The following is a 20,721-nucleotide window of genomic DNA, read 5'->3' as shown; positions in this document are numbered from 1 at the left end:
GATCCGTACCGCCCCTCCGCGTTCGCGCGTGCCCCCTGTGCGGCCGCGGGCTACTTGACCGCGAGGAGCAGCGTGTCCGAGGGCGAGCACCACACGGGCCGCGCCTCGCCGAAACCCTTCTCGCGCAGCACGCGCGCGTGCCACGCGGGCGAGGGCATGTCGCCGTCGGCGTGCTCGCCGTAGATCTCGAAGCGGCGGGCGGTCGGCCCGGCGAGTACGGGGTCCTGGGCCGCGACCTGCCACCAGTCGGCCCAGTCCAGGGCGCCGTCCCGCTTCGCCCGGTCCATGCGCGCGTGCCGCTGGGCGCGTTCGGCGGCGTTGATGCGCGGGGTTGTCCCGTCGATCATGTGGTCCGCGTTCATGAACACACCGCCGTCGCGCACGAGTTCGGCGATCCGGCCGTAGAGGTCGGCGAGGGGGTCGCTGTGCAGCCAGTGCAGGGCCGTGGCGGTCAGGACGGCGTCGTACGCGTCGTACGGCAGCGCCGCCCGCCACGCCGGGTCCTTGAGGTCGGCGGCGACGAGGGTGACGCGGTCGTCGCCCGCGAAGGTGCCCTCGGCGATGGCGAGGAGGGCCGGGTCGAGGTCGACGCCGGTGCTGGTGGCGTCGGGGAACCGGCGCAGCAGGCGGGCGGTGATGCTGCCGGTGCCGCAGGCGAGGTCGAGGACGCGGGGTGCGGTGCCCACGAGGGCCTCGACCATGTCGAGCATGACCGTGAAGCGTTCCTCGCGGTCGGGCATGTACCACTCCTGCTGGCGGTCCCAGCTCTCCTGCCAGGCAGCCCAGTCGGCACCGGCCGCGGTGGTCCGCGTGTTCGTCATCGTCGCCCCTCGGTCGCGAAGATCCCGTAATACCCTGGAAGCACGACCGGCTGTTACCCGACCGCACGCACGACCATAGAGCGCCCTCGTAAGGACTACAAGTGGAACTGGCCTATTACTCGGACTACGCCGTACGCCTCGTCAACAGCGAGGAGCCGCTCCGGGGCAAGGACACGCTCACCTCCGTCGACGCGGTCCGCGACCTGTTCGGCGGCAACCAGTCGGCCGCCCGCCGTGCCACCGACGCCGACGTGACCCGCTTCCGCTCGGTCCGGGGACGGCTGCGCGCGGTCTTCGAGGCCGCCGACCAGGGCGACGAGACCCTGGCCGTGGACCTGCTCAACTCACTGCTGCTGGAGTTCCCGGTCAGCCCGCAGATCTCCGGGCACGACCACCGCGACGACGACGGCCGCCCGCTGTGGCACATGCACCTGGCCGACCACCCGTCGAACGCCACCGCCGGCTACGCCGCGATCGCCGCGATGGGCCTCGCGTTCCACCTGACCGAGTACGGCGTCGACCGGCTCGGCCTGTGCGAGGCCGCGCCCTGCCGCAACGCTTATCTGGACACCTCGACCAACCGCTCCCGGCGCTACTGCTCCGACCGCTGCGCGACCCGCGCGAACGTGGCCGCCTACCGGGCCCGCAAGCGCCTGGAGGCCGACCGGTCGGCGAAGACGGGCCTGACCGCGGACAGCGCCCAGCGCACCACGGCGAGCGGCGAACGCTGATCGGGCCGGCGCGGCCGGTACCGCAGGCGCACCCGGCCGAGCACCAGGTCCTCCGGCACGACCCCGTAGTCGGTGCTGTCCCCGCCCGCGTGGGAGTTGTCCCCCAGCACCCACCAGCCGCCCTCGCGCCGCTCCACGGCCCGCTTGACGACCAGCAGGTCCTGCTGGAACGGATGGCGCAGGACGACGATGTCACCGGGCCTGACGGCGACGCCGTAGTGCAGCACGAGACGGTCCCCGTGGTACAGGGTGGGCACCATGGACGGGCCGGTCACCTCGGCCAGCCCGAAGGGCGCGACCGCCCTCCCCCGTTCGGTCTCCTGCGACAGCTCCGGCATCCCCGGCACCTCCCCGGTCCGTTCCTCCACCAGTCCCAGTGTGACCCTGGACTTTTGTCCTAAGCCCTAGGGGGCACTCGCGAAAACGAGCCTCCCAGGGAGTAATGTCCCACCTGAGAAGACGATCACGAGGAAGGAATGCTCCATGCTTTCCCGCCTGTTTGCTCCCAAGGTCAAGGTCAGCGCCCACTGCGACCTGCCCTGCGGCGTGTACGACCCTGCCCAGGCCCGCATCGAGGCGGAGTCGGTGAAGGCTGTCCAGGAAAAGATGGCCGGCAACGACGACCCGCACTTCCAGGCGCGTGCCACCGTCATCAAGGAGCAGCGCGCAGAGCTCGCGAAGCACCACGTTTCCGTGCTCTGGAGCGACTACTTCAAGCCCCCGCACTTCGAGAAGTACCCCGAGCTCCACCAGCTGGTGAACGACGCCTTGAAGGCCCTCTCGGCCGCCAAGGCGTCCACCGACCCCGCCACCGGCCAGAAGGCCCTGGACTACATCGCCCAGATCGACAAGATCTTCTGGGAGACCAAGAAGGCCTGACGGCTCTCTTCTCGGCGTGGGCCCGGTCGTGATCACGACCGGGCCCTCGTCGTGTGCGTGGGGGGTGGGAGGACAAGGGCGGTGGGCCTCAGTGGAACTGAGGCACGATCAGGTAGATGCCGTAGGCCACCACCGCGACGCAGGCCAGGAAGCACAGGGCTGCCTGGGCCATGCCGAGCGGGGAGCCGGCCGCGGCCTCGCGGGCGCCCTCGTGACGGGCGAGGCCGAGGACACCCAGGGCGAAGACGACGACCACGGCGACCGTGACACCGATGCTCACCGCGGTGACCTCGCCGAGTGCGGTCCAGTCCAGATGCATGGGGAACCTCCGTGGCTCAGGCGGCCGTGCCGACGTTCGTCGGCGCCGGGGTGCGGATGGTGACCTCGTGGTGGTCGTTGACGTTCTGCGCGTCCACCGGGTTGCGGCGGGCGGCGAGGAAGATGCCCGTCGCCACGGCCGCGGCGACGACGGCGATCACCGCGGTTCCGACGTCGCCCCCGTGCTTGACCACGCTCGCCGCGATCCCGCCGACCAGCGCGGCGGCGGGCAGTGTGATCAGCCAGGCGAGCGCCATCCGCCCGGCGATGCCCCAGCGGACCTCCGCGAGCCGCCGGCCCAGGCCCGCGCCGAGGATGCTGCCGGAGGCCACCTGGGTGGTGGACAGGGCGAAGCCGAGGTGCGCGGAGGTGAGGATGACGGTCGTGGAGGCCGTCTCCGCCGCGAAGCCCTGCGGGGACTGGATCTCGGTGAGGCCCTTGCCCATCGTGCGGATGATCCGCCAGCCGCCGAGGTAGGTGCCGAGGCCGATCGCCAGTCCGGCCGCGCCGATCACCCACACCGGCGGGCCCGCGTCGTGCCCCAGCGCGCCCGCGGAGATCAGGGTCAGCGTGATGACGCCCATGGTCTTCTGCGCGTCGTTCGTGCCGTGCGCGAGCGAGACCAGGGAGGCCGAGGCGATCTGGCCGAGCCGGAACCCCTTGGTGACCGAGTCCTTGCGGGCCCGCGCGGTGAGCCGATAGGCGAGGTAGGTGGCGATCAGCGCCGCGACGCCCGCCACCACGGGGGAGGCGACGGCCGGGATCAGCACCTTCTCGACGACCTTGTCGAAGTGCACGCCGTCCGACCCCGCGCCCACCCAGACGGCCCCGATCAGCCCGCCGAACAGCGCGTGCGACGAACTGGACGGCAGCCCCGCCAGCCAGGTCACGAGGTTCCACAGGATCGCCCCCACCAGACCCGCGAAGATCATCCCGGGGGTGACGAGGGTGTCGTCCACGATGCCGCCGGAGATCGTCCTGGCGACCTCCGTCGACAGGAAGGCACCGACGATGTTCAGGGCGCCGCTGATGAGGACGGCCGTCCTCGGCTTCAGCGCGCCGGTCGCGATGGACGTCGCCATCGCGTTGGCCGTGTCGTGGAACCCATTGGTGAAGTCGAAGGCCAGCGCCGTGACGATGACGACCGCCACGAGGAACGTGATGTGGTCCATCCCTTCAGGGAAACGGGCGCGGGCCAATGCCCGGCGAACGGCGGGCGACGTCCGTTCCAGGAGCCCGCGCCGACCTCGTGGAGACGTCCGCCGGCGTGCCATCCTGGAGCGGTGACCCTGGAGGACCTGGTCCGGCTGCGCCGGGCGCGCGACCGCATGGACCGCGATTACGCCGAGCCGCTGGACATGGCCGAGGTCGCGCGCACCGCCCTGATGTCCCCGGGTCACTTCCAGCGCAGTTTCCGCAAGGCGTTCGGCGAGACGCCCTACGCCTACCTCATGACCCGCCGCGTCGAGCGGGCCAAGATGCTGCTGCGCCGCGGCGACCTCTCGGTCACGGAGGTGTGCCTCGCCGTGGGGTGCACCTCGCTCGGCTCGTTCAGCTCCCGCTTCACCGAGCTGGTCGGGGAGACCCCGAGCGCCTACCGGGCCCGCTCGCACGAGGAGAGCGCGGTGATCCCCTCCTGCGTGGCCCGCGCCTTCACCCGACCCCGACGCCGCTCGTTCTGAGCCATCGCGGCTCTCCCGCCGGAGCGCTTAGCGTGGGCCCATGGACCTGAAACTCAAGCAGTGCTTCATCGCGGTGGACGACCATGACAAGGCACTGGCCTTCTACTGTGACGCGCTCGGCCTGGAAGTCCGCAACGACGTGGGCTTCGAGGGCATGCGCTGGGTGACGGTGGGCTCGCCGCTCCAGCCGGACGTGGAGATCGTGCTGGAGCCGCCGGGCATGAACCCGGACGCCTCCCCCGCCGACCGGCAGGCCGTGGCCGAGCTGCTGGCCAAGGGCATGCTGCGCGGGGTCATCTTCACCACCGAGGACTGCGACACCCTGTACACGCGGGTGCGCGAGTCCGGCGGGGAGGTGGTCCAGGAACCGATGGACCAGCCGTACGGCGTGCGCGACTGCGCCTTCCGCGACCCGGCCGGGAACCTGCTCCGCTTCATGGAACGGGAGAAGTCCTGACCAGGGCCGTCCGCCTCCCCGCGCCACTCCACGCCGTCCCGCGATTCCCTACGATCATCGTATGACCGTTCGCTGGACCTACGCCTTCGTCGACCGGCCCGCCGCCTCCTTCGCCCGCGCGCACGCCTTCTGGGCCTCCGTCACCGGCACCCGGATCTCCGAACTGCGGGGCGAGCGGGGCGAGTTCACCACCCTGCTGCCGGAGGGCGCGTACGCCTGCGTGAAGGTGCAGGGGGTCGCCGCGAGCACCGGCGGGGCCCATCTCGACCTGTGCGTCGAGGACGTGGACGCGTACGTCGGTACGGCCCGCGAGCTGGGCGCCCAGCCGGTCGCCGAGCACCCCGGCTGGTCCGTACTGCGGTCTCCCGGCGGCCAGTTGTTCTGCGTCGTGCCCTGGAACGGGGAGTCGGCACGGCCGCCGGTGGTGGCGGGCAGCAGGCTCGACCAGGTCTGCCTGGACGTCGGACCGTCCCGCTACGACGCCGAGACCGCGTTCTGGGCCGCCCTGACCGGCTAGGAGCCGCTGACCGGTTCGCGCCCGGAGTTCCGGGTGCTGAGACCCCCGGCGGGGCTGCCGCTGCGGATCCTCCTCCAGCGGCTGGGCGAGGACCGGCCCGCCTCCGCCCATCTCGACCTCGCCTGCGCGGACATCGGGGCGACCCGGGCCCGGCACGAGGAGTCGGGCGCGGTCCCGATCGCCCGCGGCCCCCACTGGCAGGTGATGCGCGACCCGGCGGGCGGCGTCTACTGCCTCACCGGCCGGGACCCGGAGACCGGCGGCCTGCCTCACCCACCGCCTGTGGTGTAGGCGCAGACCACCAGCGCGGGCTCGCCGTACCACGCCGGCGGCCCGGGCTCCGACGGACAGCTCACCGAACTCGGCACGGGCTCCGGGGAATCCCGTTCCCAGTGGGCCGGCCCCCCGGCCGACGCCGGCGAGTTCTGGAGCCACAGGGTCGCTCCCCCGCCGACCGCGACGACCACGGCCCACGCCACGGCCAGCCCACGCCACAGCCGACGGCGGCCCTCCTCCGGCGTCACCTCCAGGGCTCCACGGCCACCACGGCGTCGACCGGCACCGGCCCGTACACGTGCGGGAACTCCTCGCCGCCCGGCTCCATCGCCTCGTACCGCACCGGCACATCGAGCCGCGCCGGATCCACCACCAGGACCACCAGCTCGTCCGGACCGTCGTAGGAGCCGTACAGGAAGGCGGCCACGCGGGGGAGTTGCGCCCGGGTGGAGAAGTGGACGAAGCCCTCCTCCCCGAGGGTGCGGCCACGGGTCGACATCTCGTAGGCGCCGCTCTCGCGGGCCGCGTCCCACAGGGCGCGTTCCGTGATGTGGAGGATGTACGGAAGTTCGGTCATGTGATCACGCTACGGCCGCCCACCCGGCCCGCGCTCAGGAATCCCTGGTCACGGTCGCCCGGGGACCGGGGGCGAGATCGGGGGCGGGGGCCTGCGCCCGGGTCCGCCGATCGGCGGCGGGCTCCCTGGGCCGTGTCTCCTGCCGGCCTGCGGGATCGGCGCCGGACGCGCACTCGGGGTTGCGGCACGGTCCGGGGGTCCACACGGGGACCCAGGCCCCCAGCGTCTTGTGCCGCTTGACGACGGTCTCGACCGGCTGTCCACAGGTGGGACAGACGGGTTGTTCGCTGTCCATGCCCTCAGCGTAGGACGCCCCGCGCTCCCCCGCCGCCGGGACCTCACCGACCGGACACGAGCGGGGCACGAGCCGGGTCCCCCGCGGCCCCGCGCACCGTGGGGATGCGCGGGACCCGCCGGATCGGGCCAAAGCCCCCGGCGACCGCACGGAGGCAGGAGCCGCACGGCCCGGGGACCCCGGGATCCGACAGGCCCCGCCGAAGCGGGCGGGGCGCCGGGGACGGCCGGGACACTCTGACCGACTGGGGCGCTCGGGCCAGCTGGGGCGCTCGGGCCGACCGGAACACGAGGGACGGCAGGCACGAGGGACGGCAGGCACGAGGGACGGCAGGCACGAGGGACGGCAGGCACGAGGGACGGCAGGCACGAGGGACGGCAGGCACGAGGGATATTCCGGTCACCCCGCCGCCCCCGGGCCCCCGGCTCCGCCCCCGCCCCCAGCCCCAGCCCCGGCCCCCGGCGGCCCGTGTCAGCTGCTGCGGCGGGTGACGAACTCCGCCAGCGACAGCAGACCGTCCGCCGCCGTCGGCTTCGGGACCGCCCGGGCCAGTTCGTGCACCGCCCGGGCCATCCGGTCGGCGGCCTCCGCCTGGGCCCAGTCCCTGCCGCCCGCGCGCTCCACGGCCAGGGCCGTCCGCTCCAGGTCCCCCTCGTCGTACGGCGCCCCGTACAACTCGGCCAGTTCGGCCGCGGCCTCGGTGCCGGAGGCCAGCGCCGCGACGACCGGCAGGGACTTCTTGCGGGCGGCGAGGTCCGCACCGGCCGGCTTGCCCGTACGCCTCGGGTCGCCCCATATCCCGATGATGTCGTCGATCAGCTGGAACGCGAGGCCCGCCTGCCGGCCGAACCCGTCCATCGCGGCGACCTCCTCCTCCCCCGCCCCCGCGTACAGCGCGCCGAGCGCGCACGCGCACCCGAGCAGCGCGCCCGTCTTGGCCTCGGCCATGGCGAGCACCTCGTCGAGGGTGACCTCGTCGGGCGCCCTTCGCTCCATCGCCGTGTCGGCGTGCTGGCCAGCGCACAGCTCGACGACACAGTCCGCGAGCCGGGCGGCGGCTTCCGCGGACGCCGGGTGCGGGTCGGCCGCGAGCAGCCGCAGGGCGAGCGCCTGGAGGGTGTCCCCGGCGAGTATCGCGTCGGCGTCGCCGAACACCGTCCATGCGGTGGGCCGGTGTCTGCGGGAGGTGTCCCGGTCCATCACGTCGTCGTGCAGCAGCGTGAAGTTGTGGACCAGTTCCACCGCCGTGGCCGCCCGCACGGCCGCCGCCCGCGCCGGGGGCCCGCCCAGCGCGCCGGCCGCGGTGAGGACGAGCGCGGGCCGTATGGCCTTGCCCGCGTTGCCCGCCGCCGGCGTGCCGTCGGCCTGCTCCCAGCCGAAGTGGTAGCGCGCGATCCGCCGCATCGAGCCGGGCAACGAGTCGACGGCACCCCGCAGTTCGGGATCGACCACGGCCCGTGCACGCTCCAGGATCACCACGGCCTCGTGCCCGTCGTGCTCCCCCTCCTCGATCCCGGGTTCAGCCTCTTCGGTCTCGGTATCAGCCAGTTCGGTCCCGAGATCGGCCCCCTCGGGTCCGGGATCTCCCCCTTCGCCACCGCAATCGGCTCCCTCGGGCCCGGAGCGGGAGGCTTCGGGCCCGGAAGGAGACCCTTCGGCCCCGGGAGGGGACCCCTCGCCCCCGTCGAGGGGCCCTCTCCCGTCGTCCCCCGTGGACCGCGCCGCGCGGCGTTGCTTCGTCTCCGTCGTGAACTCGGCCATGGGTCCCCCTCGGAGTCCGCGGGCGGTGACGGCACCGCCCCCACTGCGCACGTACCCCGGGGATCTACCCGCGGCGGCAGACCCGGACACGGTCGCGAAGTGCGCAGACGTCACCTCCACCGGCCGATTTCGACGTTCTCCAGGACGCCCAGCGCGTCCGGCACGAGGACCGCCGCCGAGTAGTACGCGGTCACCAGGTAGCTGATGATCGCCTGTTCGTTGATGCCCATGAAGCGGACGGACAGGCTCGGCTCGATCTCGTCCGGGATACCGGACTGCCTGAGCCCGATCACGCCCTGGTCCTCCTCCCCCGTACGCATCGCGATGATCGAGGTCGTGCGCTCCGAGGTGACCGGGATCTTGTTGCACGGGTAGATCGGCACCCCGCGCCACGTGGGGATGCGGTTGCCGCCGACGTCGACGGTCTCCGGCACCAGCCCGCGCTTGTTCAACTCACGGCCGAACGCGGCGATCGCGCGCGGGTGGGCGAGGAGGAGCCTGGTGCCGCGCCGACGGCTGAGCAGCTCGTCCATGTCGTCCGGGCCCGGCACGCCGTCGTGGGGCTGGATCCGCTGGTCGTACTCGCAGTTGTTCAGCAGCCCGAACTCGCGGTTGTTGACCAGCTCGTGCTCCTGGCGCTCCTTCAACGCCTCGACGGTGAGCCGGATCTGCTGCTCGGTCTGGTTCATCGGCTGGTTGTAGAGGTCCGCCACGCGCGTGTGGATGCGCAGGACGGTCTGGGCGATGCTCAGTTCGTACTCACGCGGCGTCGCCTCGTAGTCGACGAAGGTGTGCGGGATGTCCGGCTCGCCGGTGTGGCCGGCGGCCAGGTCGACCTCCTTCTCCCCGTACTTGTTGGTGCGCTGCGCCGGGATCGACCGCAGCCGGCGCAGATGCTCGCGCAGCGATTCAGCGCGCTCGGCGACCCGCTCGAACTCCTCGCGGGACAGGACGAGGACCGTGCAGGCCGTGTCGGCGCGGGCCGTGTAGTCCCAGATGGCGTCCGGGTCGAGCAGCGCCTGCTCACCGAAGTAGGCGCCGTCGGCGAGCACGCCCAGGACCGCGTCGTCGCCGTAGGGTCCCGTGCCGATCTTCTCCACCCTGCCGTGGGCGAGCAGGTACACCTCGTCGGTGCGGCTGCCGAAGGACACGATCACCTCGCCGGGGCCGAACTCGCGCTGGGCACACCGCTGGGCCAGGCGCGAGAGGACCTCCCCGTCCTCGTACGACCTGAGGGCCGGCAGCTCTCCCAGCTCGGCCGGGACGACCTCGACGCGGTCGCCCGTCTTCACGAAGGTGATGCGGCCGTCGCCGACGGCGTAGGTCAGCCGCCGGTTCACGCGGTACGTGCCGCCCTGCACGTCGACCCAGGGCAGCGACCTCAGCAGCCAGCGGGAGCTGATCTCCTGCATCTGCGGCGCCGACTTGGTGGTGGTGGCCAGGTTCCGCGCCGCCGCCGTGTCCAGGGACTGCTGAGGCCTGCCCTGATCCGTGCGGACCTCTTCGCCTACCGACATAGAGAAATGCCCTCCCAGTCATGCCCGGGCGCCGAAGTGCGCCGCGCATCGTTCTCGCGACCAAGCGTTCCATCACGGAGCGTGTCCGTGCCATTACCCGAAAGAGGGGGAATGGATCATCGCACTAGTGGGCAGATGGAGGGACTTTTCCGGCACGGCCTGCCCGCTGACCTGTCCGAATCGGCTCGTACAGTGTGCGAACGAGTCATGGGGGAACGTTTTTCTCCGGTAGAAGCAGGGGCACAAGGCGGTCGCGGCCCGTGACCGCCGGGCACCGCGCGAAGGAGGCGTCCATGGCCTCGCCCATGTCCGCGAGCGGCTTTCTGGCCGCGCTGAGAGCCGAGGGCGTCAAGGTCGTCGAGGTCGGCGACTGGGAGCACCACAACCGCAACCACAAGGGGCCCTGGGGGCCGGTCCACGGCGTGATGGTCCACCACACGGTCACCGAGGGCAGCGCGGCGACGGTCGAGCTGTGCCGGAAGGGGCACGAGGACCTGCCCGGGCCGCTCTGCCACGGCGTGATCACCAAGGACGGCCGGGTCCACCTCGTCGGGTACGGGCGGGCCAACCACGCCGGGCTCGGTGACGACGACGTGCTGCGGGCGGTGATCGCCGAGAAGGCGCTGCCGCACGACAACGAGGCGAACACCGACGGCAACCGGCACTTCTACGGCTTCGAGTGCGAGAACCTGGGCGACGGGAAGGACCCGTGGCCACCGGCCCAGTTGGACGCGATCGCCCGGGCGGCCGCGGCCGTCTGCCGCCACCACGGCTGGACGGAGCGCTCGGTCGTCGGCCACCTGGAGTGGCAGCCCGGCAAGGTCGACCCCCGCGGCTTCACCATGGCCTCCCTCCGCGCCCGCGTCAGGGAACACCTGAAGGGCTAGGGGTACCTCCAGGACCGGGAGAACACCTACAAGGATCGGGGCCGGTCCGCCGGACGGGCAGCGAACGGGCACGAGGTGGGTCCCGGGCGGGCACCGGGCGGGCCCGACCGGGACAATGGAGCCGTGACCGGTCCCGCCTCCCTCGTCCCCCGTCTCCCCTCGCCCCTGGAGGACGTGGACGACGAACGGTTCCGGCGGCACGGGGTGCGGCTGACGCTGAAGCGGGACGACCTGATCCATCCCGAGCTGGTCGGGAACAAGTGGCGCAAGCTCGTGCCCAACCTGGAGGCGGCCGGCGGACGGACCGTGCTCACCTTCGGCGGGGCCTACTCCAACCACCTGCGGGCCACCGCCGCCGCGGGACGGCTGCTCGGGCGGGCCACGATCGGCGTGGTGCGCGGCGACGAACTGGCCGGCCGCCCCCTCAATCCCTCCCTCGCGCGGTGCGCGGCCGACGGCATGCGACTGCACTTCGTCGACAGATCGACGTATCGGCACAAGAACGAACCCGGGACCCTGGCCGGCATCCTGCGCGCGGCCGGCGCCGAGGACGCGTACGTCGTGCCGGAGGGCGGCAGCAACATCGAGGCGGTGCGCGGCTGCCGGGCGCTGGGCGAGGAGCTGCGCGGCCTCACCGACGTCGTCGCCGTCGCCGTGGGCACCGGTGGGACCCTCGCCGGACTCGCCGCGGGGCTCGCCCCTGAGCAGCGTGCCCTCGGCATACCGGTGCTCAGGGGCGGCTTCCTGGGCGCGGAGACGGCCGCCCTCCAGGAGCGCGCGTTCGGCGGCCGGCGCGGCACCTGGAGCCTCGACGAGCGCTTCCACTTCGGCGGGTACGCCCGCACCGGCCCGCAACTCGACGCCTTCGCCGAGGACTTCGAGGACCGTCACGGACTGCCCGTGGAACGTCTCTATGTCGCCAAATTGCTCTATGGACTGCTCACCCTGACGTCCGAGGGCGCCTTCGCGCGCGGGACGACCCTGGCCGCGGTCGTCACGGGCCGGCCCTTCCCGGAGCCGGGCCAGCCCTCCCCTGAGGGTCAGGCCGCCTCCCGGTAGGCCGCCGCCTCCTCCAGGTCCAGCCTGCGCAGCAGCGTGCGCAGCATCTCGTCGTCGATGTAGCGGTGGTCCCGCAGCCGCACGAAGACCTCGCGCTCGGCGCTGATCATGTCCCGCGACAGTCTGCGGTAGGTGTCGTCGACCGTCTCCCCGGTCACCGGGTTCACCGCGCCGAGGCGCTCCCAGACGGCGTTGCGGCGGCGCTCCAGGACCATGCGCAGCCGGTCGGCGAGCGGCGGGGGCAGGGCGTTGCGCTCGTCGGCGAGGAGGTCGTCCAGGCGGCTCTCCGCGGCCCGGGACGCCTGCGCCTGGGCGTTGGCCTCGACCAGGGTCTCGGCCTGCACGTCCCGCCCGGGGAACTTGAGCAGCCTGATCAGCGGCGGCAGGGTCACGCCCTGCACGACCAGCGTCCCGATGACCGTCGTGAACGTCAGGAACAGGATCAGGTTGCGGTGCGGGAAGGGGTCGCCGTCGTGCGTCGTGACCGGGATCGAGAAGGCGATGGCCAGGGACACGACACCGCGCATGCCGGCCCAGCCCGTCACCAGCGCGCCGCGCCAGGTGGGGTTCTCCTCGCGTTCCCTGATCCGCGCGGACATGATCCGGGGCACGAAGGCCGCCGGATACACCCACACGAACCGGGTCGCCACGACCACGGCGAAGAGGACGACGGCGTACCAGGCGGCGTCCGTGCCCGCGTACTGGCCGAGCCCGCGCAGCACCACCGGCAGCTGGAGCCCGATGAGCGCGAAGACCGCCGACTCCAGGACGAACGCGACCATCTTCCACACCGCTTCCTCCTGGAGGCGGGTGGCGAAGTCGACCTCCCACGCGCGGTGGCCGAGGTACAGGGCGACGACCACGACCGCGAGCACACCGGAGGCGTGCAACTGCTCGGCGACGCCGTACGCGACGAACGGGATGAGCAGGGAGAGCGTGTTCTGGAGCAGCGGCTCCTTGAGGTGCGTGCGCAGCCAGTGCAGCGGGGCCATCAGCACCAGGCCGACGCCGACGCCGCCGACCGCCGCGAGCAGGAACTCGCCGATCCCGCCGGCCCAGGTGGCGCCCTCGCCGACGGCCGCGGCCAGGGCCACCTTGTAGGCGGTGATCGCGGTGGCGTCGTTGAGCAGGGACTCGCCCTGGAGGATGGTCGTGATCCGCGAGGGCAGCCCCACCCGGCGCGCGACGGCCGTGGCCGCGACCGCGTCCGGCGGCGCCACCACCGCGCCGAGCACCAGCGCCGCGGTCAGCGGCATCCCCGGCACGAACTGGTAGACCGCCCAGCCGACCACGAAGGTCGCGAAGAGCACGTATCCGACGGACAGCAGCGCGACCGGTCGTAGCTGCGCCCGCAGGTCGAGGTAGGAGCTGTCCCCGGCCGACGTGTAGAGCAGCGGGGGCAGCAGCAGGGGCAGCACGACCTCGGGGTCGAGGGTGTAGTCGGGCACGCCGGGGACGTACGAGACGACCAGCCCGACGGCCACCAGCAGCAGTGGTGCGGGCACCGGCGTGCGCCGGGCCGCGGCGGCCACCGCCGCACTGCCCGCGACCAGCAACAGCAGCGGCATCACATCCATGTCCTCGCCCGCCCTCGTTTTCCGCGCGGCCACCCGCACACCCGTCGTAATCTGGCAATCATGAAACAGTGCACGCACGCCAATGCGCTGCCGCACCCGGAACCCGACCCCCAGAACGAGACCTGCCCGGAGTGCCTCGCGGAGGGAACGCACCCCGTCCAGCTGCGGATGTGTCTGTCCTGCGGCCACGTCGGCTGCTGCGACTCGTCGCCGGGACGGCACGCGACGGAGCATCACACAGAGTCCGGTCACCCGGTGATGCGGACCTTCGAAGTGGGCGAGACATGGCGTTGGTGCTTCGTCGACCACGTCCTCGTGTGACACTGCGGAGCGACGCCCGGCGCCGACGGTTCGACCGTCCGACGCCGGGGTACGTCAACCCGGCGCGCGCTCTTCCCATTTGGGCCCGCAGACCTCTAGACACGGAGCGTATCCGCAGGTTTACTGTGAGTGACGCCAGGGGGTTGGGGTCCCGGGGACGGATAAGTTCGGAGCGCGGTAGCGTCACCGCTGAACCAGGAATCGCGTTATCCCGGGGGGCGACCCTCGGCCCCGAAAAGCTTGTACCACCATGGAGGTGAGGGTGTCCCAGATCGCAGGCGAGCCCGCGACCCAGGACTTCGTGGAAGTCCGGCTGCCGGCTGCGGGTGCCTACCTGTCGGTGCTGCGGACGGCCACGGCCGGACTCGCCGCCCGCTTGGACTTCACCCTGGACGAGATCGAGGACCTGCGCATCGCCGTGGACGAGGCGTGCGCGATCCTCCTTCAGCAGGCCGTGCCCGGCTCGGTCCTCAGTTGCGTCTTCCGCCTTGTGGACGACTCGCTGGAGGTCACCGTGTCCGCGCCCACCACGGACGGCCACGCCCCGTCACGGGACACGTTCGCCTGGACCGTGCTGTCGGCCCTGGCGGGCAAGGTCTCCTCGGCCGTCGACGAGGACCGGACCGTGTCCATCAGCCTCTACAAACAGCGCGGCGCGGGACCCGGGCCGGCGTGAGGAACGGGGACGGGCCCGTGCGGGACGAAGAGCGCGGCACACGGGAGGTGCCGTCCGGGGGCACCGGCTCCCCGGACGGTTCCCGACTCATGACGGACGGCATCGACGGCATCCCCGAGCAGGCCAGACCGCATCCGGTGGACGAGTCCGCCGGAGCGGATCGGGAGGGTGCCGTGCGGAGCGCGTCTCCGGCGGGACGGACCGGGGCGGCATCCCCGGTCCGGACGGAGGCGAGGGCTCGTGGAAGGGCGACGGGCGGGACGATGAGCGAGCACGAGCGATACTCCGAGGAAGCGGCGCTGGGCGCACCGAGCGCCCAGGGCAGCCAGCACGATCCTCAGGACCGGAGCGGGGCGCGCGCGATGTTCGTCGAGCTGCGCAAGCTGCAGGACGGCAGCCCCGAGTACGCGGAGCTGCGCAACCGGCTCGTCCGGATGCACCTGCCGCTCGTGGAGCACCTCGCGCGCCGCTTCCGCAACCGCGGCGAGCCGCTGGACGACCTCACGCAGGTCGCCACCATCGGCCTGATCAAGTCGGTCGACCGGTTCGACCCGGACCGCGGCGTCGAGTTCTCGACGTACGCGACTCCGACGGTCGTCGGCGAGATCAAGCGGCACTTCCGCGACAAGGGCTGGGCGGTCCGCGTCCCGCGGCGGCTCCAGGAGCTGCGGCTGGCGCTGACGACGGCCACGGCCGAGCTGTCCCAGCTGCACGGCCGCTCCCCCACGGTGCACGAGCTGGCCGAGAAGCTGGCCATCTCGGAGGAGGAGGTCCTGGAGGGCCTGGAGTCGGCGAACGCCTACTCGACGCTCTCGCTGGACGTGCCCGACACCGACGACGAGTCCCCGGCGGTCGCCGACACGCTCGGCGCGGAGGACGAGGCGCTGGAGGGCGTGGAGTACCGCGAGTCGCTCAAGCCCCTCCTGGAGGACCTGCCGCCGCGGGAGAAGCGCATCCTGCTGCTGCGTTTCTTCGGCAACATGACCCAGTCGCAGATCGCGCAGGAGGTCGGCATCTCCCAGATGCACGTCTCCCGGCTGCTGGCACGCACACTGGCGCAGTTGCGGGAAAAGCTCCTGGTGGAGGAGTAGCGAGGAGCAGGTGCCGAGGAGCGTCCCGAAGGGACGACGCGCTCAGCGGGCCTCGGGCTCGTCCCCACGGCCGGGCCCGCGGATGCGCAGCGCCTCGGTGGTCGCCGGGCTGACCAGCAGGACCAGGGAGGCCACGGCGATCACCGCGAGGGCGATGCCCGCGGGGATGGCGGCGCTGTCGGCCTGGAGCAGGCTGTAGGCGACCGGCAGGGCCATGATCTGTGTGATCACGGCGGGGCCCCGGCTCCAGCTGCGGCGCAGCAGCAGCCCGCGTGCGGCGAGCAGCGGCAGCAGCGCGAGCACGACGACGGTGACGCCCAGCGTGACGGCCTGCTGCCGGTCGTCGGGGTCACCGGTGAGGCCGAGGGCGAGCGTCCACACCCCGCCGGCCACGAGCGCGAGACCCTCGACGCCGGCCAGTGCCGCCGCCCACGTCAGGCGGCGCGGCCGGGGGGTGGCGTCGTCGACTGCGTTCGGGGCGGGGTTCTGCTGGCTGCTCACCCCAGCAGGGTAGCCGCCGCCGTGGCGCCCCGAGTGTTCAGGCTCACGTCGCCTTCTCTTACCCGATCCCTACCTCTGTCTGGGCCGGGTACCCCCCAGTAGGTACGCTGCAATCCATGCGTGCACTTCTCGTGGTCAATCCGGCGGCAACCACCACCAGCGCACGCAGACGCGACGTGCTGATCCACGCGCTGGCGAGCGAGATGAAGCTCGAGGTGGTCGCCACCGAGTACCGCGGGCACGCCCGCGACCTGGGCCGGGAGGCCGCGGCGAGCGACGACGTCGACCTGGTCGTGGCCCTCGGCGGCGACGGCACGGTGAACGAGGTCGTCAACGGTCTGCTGCACGGCGGCCCCGCTCCGGACGACCTGCCCGGCATCGCCGTGGTCCCGGGCGGTTCCACCAACGTCTTCGCCCGTGCCCTGGGACTGCCCAACGATCCCGTCGAGGCCACCGGCGCCCTGCTGGACGCACTGCGCGAGAAGCGCGAGCGGGTCGTCGGCCTCGGTCTCGCCGCGGGGACCCCGGGCACGGAGGACGAGGCGGTGCCGGCCCGCTGGTTCACCTTCAACGCGGGGCTCGGCTTCGACGCGGGCGTGGTGGGCCGGGTCGAGCAGCAGCGGGAGCGCGGCAAGAAGTCGACGCACGCGCTCTACATGCGCCAGGTGGTCCGGCAGTTCCTCGGCGAGCAGCACCGCAGGCACGGCACGATCACGCTCGAACGCCCCGGCGCCGACCCGGTGACCGACCTGGTCATCGCCATAGTCTCGAACACCTCGCCGTGGACCTTCCTCGGCAATCGCCCCATATACGCGTCACCTAAGGCTTCGTTCGACACGGCCCTCGACGTACTCGGTCTCAGCCGTCTGTCCACGGCCGCGGTTGCCCGGTATGGGACCCAGTTGCTCACTTCGTCCCCCGAGCGCGGACCCCATGGCAAGCACGCCGTACCCCTGCATGATCTGGACGGCTTCACCTTGCATTCGAAGGTGCCCCTGCCCCTCCAGATGGACGGCGACCACCTCGGACTGCGTACGAGCGTGACGTTCACAGGCGTACGCCGTGCACTGCGTGTGATTGTGTGAGTGGAAGGCCCCAAAGTCCTTTCACTCGAACGTTTAGGCCAGGATCCACCCCATGGAAGTACGGCTGTGACCTAGTCGACACCGAGGAATCAAAAAAAACTTTTCTGAAGGGGTTGTATCCGTCGCTGAGGTTTGCGAGTCTCTACGTGGCGATCGGGACGGCCCGCAACACCGGCCTCCACTGATCACCAGAACCCCTCTTCACATCACAGGACACATGCCAGTGAACCTGGCAGTGAGCCCTTCACTTGTTGAGGGATTCGTGAAAGCGTTCACATTCACAAGCAATCTGCATGTCATACAAGGAGAGGTAGCAGCCATGGACTGGCGTCACAACGCCGTTTGCCGCGAAGAAGACCCCGAGCTCTTCTTCCCCATCGGCAACACTGGTCCTGCGCTGCTGCAGATCGAGGAAGCCAAGGCCGTCTGCCGTCGCTGCCCGGTTATCGAGCAGTGCCTGCAGTGGGCGCTCGAGTCCGGTCAGGACTCCGGCGTCTGGGGTGGCCTCAGCGAGGACGAGCGCCGCGCCATGAAGCGCCGCGCCGCCCGCAACCGGGCCCGTCAGGCCTCCGCCTGACCGACCACCCCGCTCGACAGCCTGAGCTTGGCGGCGCGTACAGCGAGTGCGCATCTCCCGCCCCCGAGCCGCAGCACGCAGTAACCCCGATGCTCCCCCTGGCTCTCGACATCGCTTGAGCAGGGGGTACGCCCATCGCACCGAGCTCTGAGCCCCGGGCCGCCACATGGCCCGGGGCTCACTGCTGTTCGGGGTGCGCCGCGGTGCGCGGGCACCCGGGGCGGCCGTGGTGACCGGCTACTTCTGCGCCCGCACCGGCACGTCCAGGATCACGCGCGTCCCCCGTCCGGGCGCCGGGATCATGTCGAACGTGCCTCCCAACTCCCCCTCGACCAGGGTCCGTACGATCTGCAGACCGAGGTTGCCCGAGCGGTGCGGGTCGAAGCCGTCGGGCAGGCCGACGCCGTCGTCCTGGACGGTGACGAGGAGGCGGGACTCCTTGGAGGTGCCGCCGCGGACCGCCGAGACCTCGACGGTGCCCGTGTCGCCCTCACGGAAGCCGTGCTCCAGCGCGTTCTGGAGGATCTCGGTCAGCACCATCGACAGCGGGGTGGCCACCTCGGCGTCGAGTATCCCGAAGCGCCCGGAGCGCCGGCCGGTGACCTTGCCCGGCGAGATCTCGGCGACCATCGCGAGCACCCGGTCGGCGATCTCGTCGAACTCCACGCGCTCGTCCAGGTTCTGGGACAGCGTCTCATGCACGATCGCGATGGAGCCGACACGCCGTACGGCCTCCTCCAGCGCCTCCCGGCCGCGCTCGGACTCGATGCGGCGCGCCTGGAGGCGCAACAGGGCCGCGACCGTCTGGAGGTTGTTCTTCACCCGGTGGTGGATCTCCCGGATGGTCGCGTCCTTGGTGATCAACTCGCGTTCGCGGCGGCGCAGTTCGGTGACGTCGCGCAGCAGCACCAGCGCGCCCGTGCGAATGCCCTTGGGCTTGAGCGGGATGGCCCGGAACTGGATGACCCCGTCGTTCGCCTCGATCTCGAACTCGCGCGGCGCCCAGCCGCTGGCGAGCTTGGACAGCGCCTCGTCCACCGGCCCGCGCGTCGGGGCGAGTTCGGCGGTGGTCTGCCCGAGGCGGTGGCCGAGCAGATCGGAGGCCAGGCCGAGACGGTGGTACGCGGACAGCGCGTTCGGGGAGGCGTACTGGACGATGCCGTCCGCGTCGAGGCGGATCAGCCCGTCCCCGACGCGCGGCGAGGCGTCCATGTCGACCTGCTGGTCGGGGAACGGGAAGGAGCCGGCCGCGATCATCTGCGCGAGGTCCGACGCGCTCTGGAGGTAGGTCAGCTCCAGCCGGCTCGGGGTGCGCACGGTCAGCAGATTGGTGTTGCGGGCGATGACGCCGAGGACGCGGCTCGCGCGGCGCACCGGGATCGACTCGACGCGGACCGGGACCTCCTCGCGCCACTCCGGGTCGCCCTCGCGCACGATCCGGCCCTCGTCCAGGGCCGCGTCCAGCATGGGCCGGCGGCCGCGCGGGACGAGATGGCCGACCATGTCGTCCTGGTACGAGGTCGGGCCCGTGTTGGGGCGCATCTGGGCGACCGAGACGTACCGGGTGCCGTCGCTGGTGGGGACCCACAGGACCAGGTCGGCGAAGGAGAGGTCGGAGAGCAGTTGCCACTCCGAGACCAGCAGGTGCAGCCACTCGAGGTCGGAGTCGTCGAGGGCCGTGTGCTGGCGTACGAGTTCGTTCATGGAGGGCACGTTGTGAGCGTACCCGGGGCCTTGTGCGGCCAGGAAATGAACGCCGGGCGACAACACCGGTGCTCCGGCGCGGCCACGGGGCCCCTGGGGAACGCGCGGGCCGGGACACCCGCGGGCCGCGGCGCCTGGGAGGGACCCTCAACCCTCCCGGCACCGCAGCCCGGAGCAACAACGGCCGTGGGGTGTGCGGTCCCGGTCGGCCGAAGGGTGAGGACCCGGGGCAGTCAGGGCAGAGAGCTCCGGTTCCTCGGTCCGCCTTCCTGTGCGGGGAAGGCGGACGTGTGCGTCCGCGTCGTACGGTCGCGCCGTACGCACTCCATTGTGGACTAGACCACGTTTGTGTGTCCATGTGTTGGAGGCTGTTCACAAGCTGTCCTCCGCAGCCTAGCCCGGCATGGTCGGGTATGGGGATGGGCGGCGGAGGAGTTTTCCGGGAGTGCCTCCGAGGTCCGGTGTCCGCGCGGGCCGAATGCTAGATTGGTCTAAACCACATAGCCACCTCATACACCTTCCAGCCCTCTTCAGAACGGCAGGCCCAGCGTGGAAGTTGTCATCGTTCCGGACGCAGCGGCGGGCGGCGAACTGATCGCCGAGGCCATGGCACAGCTCCTCGGACGCAAGCCCGACGCCCTGCTCGGCGTGGCCACCGGTTCGACCCCGCTGCCCGTCTACCAGGCGCTGACGGCGAAGGTGCGCTCCGGCGCGGCGGACACCTCGCGGGCGCGGATAGCCCAGCTCGACGAGTACGTGGGGCTGCCCGCCGACCACCCCGAGTCCTACCGCTCCGTGCTGCGGCGCGAGGTGCTGGAACCGCTCGGCATCGGCATGGACGCGTTCATGGGCCCGGACGGCACGGCGCAGGACGTCCAGGCGGCGTGCGAGGCGTACGACAGGGCGCTGGCCGGGGCCGGGGGCGTCGACCTCCAGCTGCTCGGGATCGGGACGGACGGGCACATCGGGTTCAACGAGCCGTGCTCGTCGCTCGCCTCGCGCACCCGCATCAAGACGCTGACCGAGCAGACACGGGTGGACAACGCGCGGTTCTTCGACGGCGACATCGAGCAGGTGCCGCACCACGTCATCACGCAGGGCATCGGCACGATCCTGGAGGCGCGGCACCTGGTGCTGCTCGCGACGGGCGAGGGCAAGGCGGACGCGGTCGCGGCGACCGTCGAGGGACCGGTGGCGGCGGTGTGCCCGGCGTCGGCACTCCAGCTGCACCCGCACGCCACGGTGGTCGTCGACGAGCCGGCCGCGTCCAAGCTGAAGCTGGCCGACTACTTCCGGCACACGTTCGTCAACAAGCCGGGCGACCGCGGTCGTCCACCGTGCGAATCGCGACATGCACACCCCCCTCACAGGCCCTCCGCACATCGGTCAGCGGAAAGCGGTCAGGCCATGGT

Annotated in this window: 21 protein-coding genes and 3 pseudogenes; 13 read left to right on the top strand and 11 right to left on the bottom strand. The window is 71.8% G+C overall.

The genetic code is table 11. The annotated features are described in order from the left end of the window. Positions 1-50: 50 nt before the first annotated feature. Positions 51-821, bottom strand: coding sequence for a class I SAM-dependent methyltransferase (locus tag AB0F77_RS33800; RefSeq protein WP_361955611.1), 771 nt, complete (start codon positions 819-821; stop codon positions 51-53). A gap of 101 nt (positions 822-922) precedes the next feature. Between AB0F77_RS33800 and AB0F77_RS33795 the strand changes: the two genes are divergently transcribed. Beyond that, entirely contained in the window at positions 923-1,552 is a 630-nt protein-coding gene (locus tag AB0F77_RS33795) for a CGNR zinc finger domain-containing protein (RefSeq protein ID WP_361955609.1), read from the top strand. On the opposite strand, the gene sodX is transcribed toward AB0F77_RS33795, so the two are convergent. Further along, entirely contained in the window at positions 1,456-1,890 is a 435-nt protein-coding gene (gene sodX / locus AB0F77_RS33790; protein ID WP_361955701.1) for a nickel-type superoxide dismutase maturation protease, read from the bottom strand. The two genes, AB0F77_RS33795 and sodX, sit on opposite strands and share 97 nt — an antisense overlap. Positions 1,891-2,035: 145 nt before the next feature. On the opposite strand from sodX, the gene sodN reads away from it, so the two are divergent. After that, the gene (sodN, locus tag AB0F77_RS33785; RefSeq protein ID WP_023546844.1) at positions 2,036-2,431 is read left to right on the top strand and encodes a superoxide dismutase, Ni; all 396 of its coding nucleotides are present in this window, start codon (positions 2,036-2,038) and stop codon (positions 2,429-2,431) included. Positions 2,432-2,519: 88 nt separating this feature from the next. On the opposite strand, the gene AB0F77_RS33780 is transcribed toward sodN, so the two are convergent. After that, positions 2,520-2,750: a hypothetical protein gene (locus AB0F77_RS33780; RefSeq protein WP_361955607.1), complete on the bottom strand. Its 231-nt coding sequence runs from the start codon at positions 2,748-2,750 to the stop codon at positions 2,520-2,522. A 16-nt stretch (positions 2,751-2,766) separates the two neighbouring features. Continuing rightward, positions 2,767-3,921 carry an inorganic phosphate transporter gene (locus tag AB0F77_RS33775; protein WP_361955605.1) on the bottom strand — a complete coding sequence of 385 codons (1,155 nt, stop codon included), beginning with the start codon at positions 3,919-3,921 and terminating at the stop codon, positions 2,767-2,769. 111 nt (positions 3,922-4,032) lie between these two features. Here AB0F77_RS33775 and AB0F77_RS33770 point away from each other — a divergent pair, with 111 nt between their 5' ends. The 3 genes and pseudogenes from AB0F77_RS33770 to AB0F77_RS33760 all read left to right on the top strand — a co-directional run bounded on the left by AB0F77_RS33770 (position 4,033) and on the right by AB0F77_RS33760 (position 5,696). Continuing rightward, on the top strand, positions 4,033-4,431 hold the full coding sequence (locus AB0F77_RS33770; RefSeq protein ID WP_361955603.1) for a helix-turn-helix transcriptional regulator: 399 nt from the start codon (positions 4,033-4,035) through the stop codon (positions 4,429-4,431). A gap of 40 nt (positions 4,432-4,471) precedes the next feature. Further along, a complete protein-coding gene (locus AB0F77_RS33765) occupies positions 4,472-4,888 on the top strand; it encodes a VOC family protein (protein ID WP_361955601.1) in 417 nt (138 codons plus the stop codon). Between the two features lie 61 nt (positions 4,889-4,949). Beyond that, positions 4,950-5,696, top strand: a pseudogene (locus AB0F77_RS33760) (VOC family protein). Positions 5,697-5,925: 229 nt separating this feature from the next. Here the strand turns inward: AB0F77_RS33760 and AB0F77_RS33755 are convergent. From AB0F77_RS33755 to AB0F77_RS33740, 4 genes and pseudogenes are all read right to left on the bottom strand, one after another. Continuing rightward, on the bottom strand, positions 5,926-6,258 hold the full coding sequence (locus AB0F77_RS33755) for a DUF952 domain-containing protein (RefSeq protein WP_361955599.1): 333 nt from the start codon (positions 6,256-6,258) through the stop codon (positions 5,926-5,928). 34 nt (positions 6,259-6,292) lie between these two features. Continuing rightward, complete coding sequence (locus AB0F77_RS33750) at positions 6,293-6,553, bottom strand: hypothetical protein (RefSeq protein WP_361955597.1); 261 nt, start codon at positions 6,551-6,553, stop codon at positions 6,293-6,295. Between the two features lie 471 nt (positions 6,554-7,024). Next, a pseudogene (locus AB0F77_RS33745) lies at positions 7,025-8,047 on the bottom strand (family 2 encapsulin nanocompartment cargo protein polyprenyl transferase); the annotation flags it as partial. A 377-nt stretch (positions 8,048-8,424) separates the two neighbouring features. After that, entirely contained in the window at positions 8,425-9,831 is a 1,407-nt protein-coding gene (locus AB0F77_RS33740) for a family 2B encapsulin nanocompartment shell protein (RefSeq protein ID WP_361955595.1), read from the bottom strand. Positions 9,832-10,124: 293 nt separating this feature from the next. Between AB0F77_RS33740 and AB0F77_RS33735 the strand changes: the two genes are divergently transcribed. Next, entirely contained in the window at positions 10,125-10,718 is a 594-nt protein-coding gene (locus AB0F77_RS33735; RefSeq protein ID WP_361955593.1) for an N-acetylmuramoyl-L-alanine amidase, read from the top strand. A gap of 123 nt (positions 10,719-10,841) precedes the next feature. Further along, positions 10,842-11,777: a pyridoxal-phosphate dependent enzyme gene (locus AB0F77_RS33730; protein ID WP_361955591.1), complete on the top strand. Its 936-nt coding sequence runs from the start codon at positions 10,842-10,844 to the stop codon at positions 11,775-11,777. Here AB0F77_RS33730 and AB0F77_RS33725 read toward each other — a convergent pair. After that, positions 11,759-13,354 (bottom strand): Na+/H+ antiporter, encoded by a 1,596-nt coding sequence (locus tag AB0F77_RS33725; RefSeq protein WP_361955589.1) that lies wholly within the window; start codon positions 13,352-13,354, stop codon positions 11,759-11,761. The genes AB0F77_RS33730 and AB0F77_RS33725 overlap by 19 nt on opposite strands. A 60-nt stretch (positions 13,355-13,414) precedes the next feature. Here AB0F77_RS33725 and AB0F77_RS33720 point away from each other — a divergent pair, with 60 nt between their 5' ends. From AB0F77_RS33720 to AB0F77_RS33710, 3 genes are all read left to right on the top strand, one after another. Beyond that, positions 13,415-13,675 carry a UBP-type zinc finger domain-containing protein gene (locus AB0F77_RS33720; RefSeq protein WP_361955587.1) on the top strand — a complete coding sequence of 87 codons (261 nt, stop codon included), beginning with the start codon at positions 13,415-13,417 and terminating at the stop codon, positions 13,673-13,675. A gap of 262 nt (positions 13,676-13,937) precedes the next feature. Further along, positions 13,938-14,351 carry an anti-sigma factor gene (locus AB0F77_RS33715; protein ID WP_006136266.1) on the top strand — a complete coding sequence of 138 codons (414 nt, stop codon included), beginning with the start codon at positions 13,938-13,940 and terminating at the stop codon, positions 14,349-14,351. Between the two features lie 17 nt (positions 14,352-14,368). Next, entirely contained in the window at positions 14,369-15,442 is a 1,074-nt protein-coding gene (locus AB0F77_RS33710) for an RNA polymerase sigma factor SigF (protein WP_361955585.1), read from the top strand. A 42-nt stretch (positions 15,443-15,484) separates the two neighbouring features. Here the strand turns inward: AB0F77_RS33710 and AB0F77_RS33705 are convergent, their stop codons facing one another. Then, entirely contained in the window at positions 15,485-15,943 is a 459-nt protein-coding gene (locus AB0F77_RS33705) for a hypothetical protein (protein WP_361955583.1), read from the bottom strand. A gap of 116 nt (positions 15,944-16,059) precedes the next feature. On the opposite strand from AB0F77_RS33705, the gene AB0F77_RS33700 reads away from it, so the two are divergent. Both AB0F77_RS33700 and AB0F77_RS33695 read left to right on the top strand, forming a co-directional pair. Then, the gene (locus AB0F77_RS33700; protein WP_361955581.1) at positions 16,060-17,028 is read left to right on the top strand and encodes a diacylglycerol kinase family protein; all 969 of its coding nucleotides are present in this window, start codon (positions 16,060-16,062) and stop codon (positions 17,026-17,028) included. Between the two features lie 319 nt (positions 17,029-17,347). Further along, positions 17,348-17,605 (top strand): WhiB family transcriptional regulator, encoded by a 258-nt coding sequence (locus tag AB0F77_RS33695; RefSeq protein ID WP_003992873.1) that lies wholly within the window; start codon positions 17,348-17,350, stop codon positions 17,603-17,605. A gap of 237 nt (positions 17,606-17,842) precedes the next feature. Here the strand turns inward: AB0F77_RS33695 and AB0F77_RS33690 are convergent, their stop codons facing one another. Continuing rightward, positions 17,843-19,309, bottom strand: a complete 1,467-nt coding sequence (locus AB0F77_RS33690) for a PAS domain-containing sensor histidine kinase (RefSeq protein ID WP_361955699.1) — start codon at positions 19,307-19,309, stop codon at positions 17,843-17,845. Positions 19,310-19,858: 549 nt separating this feature from the next. On the opposite strand from AB0F77_RS33690, the pseudogene nagB reads away from it, so the two are divergent. Continuing rightward, positions 19,859-20,614: pseudogene (gene nagB, locus AB0F77_RS33685) on the top strand (glucosamine-6-phosphate deaminase); the annotation flags it as partial. Positions 20,615-20,721 lie beyond the last annotated feature (107 nt).

This window comes from Streptomyces sp. NPDC026672 (assembly GCF_040638185.1).
Taxonomy (GTDB): Bacteria; Actinomycetota; Actinomycetes; order Streptomycetales; family Streptomycetaceae; genus Streptomyces.
The sequence above is the reverse complement of the archived record's forward strand: the minus strand, read 5'-3'. Positions and strand labels throughout refer to the sequence as shown.

What these genes read in the sequence shown, in the direction of transcription:
- AB0F77_RS33780 (WP_361955607.1), bottom strand. Translation starts at nt 2,750, where the DNA reads ATGCATCTGGACTGGACCGCACTCGGCGAGGTCACCGCGGTGAGCATC.
- AB0F77_RS33690 (WP_361955699.1), bottom strand. Translation starts at nt 19,309, where the DNA reads ATGAACGAACTCGTACGCCAGCACACGGCCCTCGACGACTCCGACCTC.
- AB0F77_RS33765 (WP_361955601.1), top strand. Translation starts at nt 4,472, where the DNA reads ATGGACCTGAAACTCAAGCAGTGCTTCATCGCGGTGGACGACCATGAC.
- AB0F77_RS33695 (WP_003992873.1), top strand. Translation starts at nt 17,348, where the DNA reads ATGGACTGGCGTCACAACGCCGTTTGCCGCGAAGAAGACCCCGAGCTC.
- AB0F77_RS33725 (WP_361955589.1), bottom strand. Translation starts at nt 13,354, where the DNA reads ATGGATGTGATGCCGCTGCTGTTGCTGGTCGCGGGCAGTGCGGCGGTG.
- AB0F77_RS33755 (WP_361955599.1), bottom strand. Translation starts at nt 6,258, where the DNA reads ATGACCGAACTTCCGTACATCCTCCACATCACGGAACGCGCCCTGTGG.
- AB0F77_RS33775 (WP_361955605.1), bottom strand. Translation starts at nt 3,921, where the DNA reads ATGGACCACATCACGTTCCTCGTGGCGGTCGTCATCGTCACGGCGCTG.
- AB0F77_RS33700 (WP_361955581.1), top strand. Translation starts at nt 16,060, where the DNA reads ATGCGTGCACTTCTCGTGGTCAATCCGGCGGCAACCACCACCAGCGCA.
- AB0F77_RS33750 (WP_361955597.1), bottom strand. Translation starts at nt 6,553, where the DNA reads ATGGACAGCGAACAACCCGTCTGTCCCACCTGTGGACAGCCGGTCGAG.
- AB0F77_RS33720 (WP_361955587.1), top strand. Translation starts at nt 13,415, where the DNA reads ATGAAACAGTGCACGCACGCCAATGCGCTGCCGCACCCGGAACCCGAC.
- sodX (WP_361955701.1), bottom strand. Translation starts at nt 1,890, where the DNA reads ATGCCGGAGCTGTCGCAGGAGACCGAACGGGGGAGGGCGGTCGCGCCC.
- AB0F77_RS33735 (WP_361955593.1), top strand. Translation starts at nt 10,125, where the DNA reads ATGGCCTCGCCCATGTCCGCGAGCGGCTTTCTGGCCGCGCTGAGAGCC.
- AB0F77_RS33740 (WP_361955595.1), bottom strand. Translation starts at nt 9,831, where the DNA reads ATGTCGGTAGGCGAAGAGGTCCGCACGGATCAGGGCAGGCCTCAGCAG.
- AB0F77_RS33800 (WP_361955611.1), bottom strand. Translation starts at nt 821, where the DNA reads ATGACGAACACGCGGACCACCGCGGCCGGTGCCGACTGGGCTGCCTGG.
- sodN (WP_023546844.1), top strand. Translation starts at nt 2,036, where the DNA reads ATGCTTTCCCGCCTGTTTGCTCCCAAGGTCAAGGTCAGCGCCCACTGC.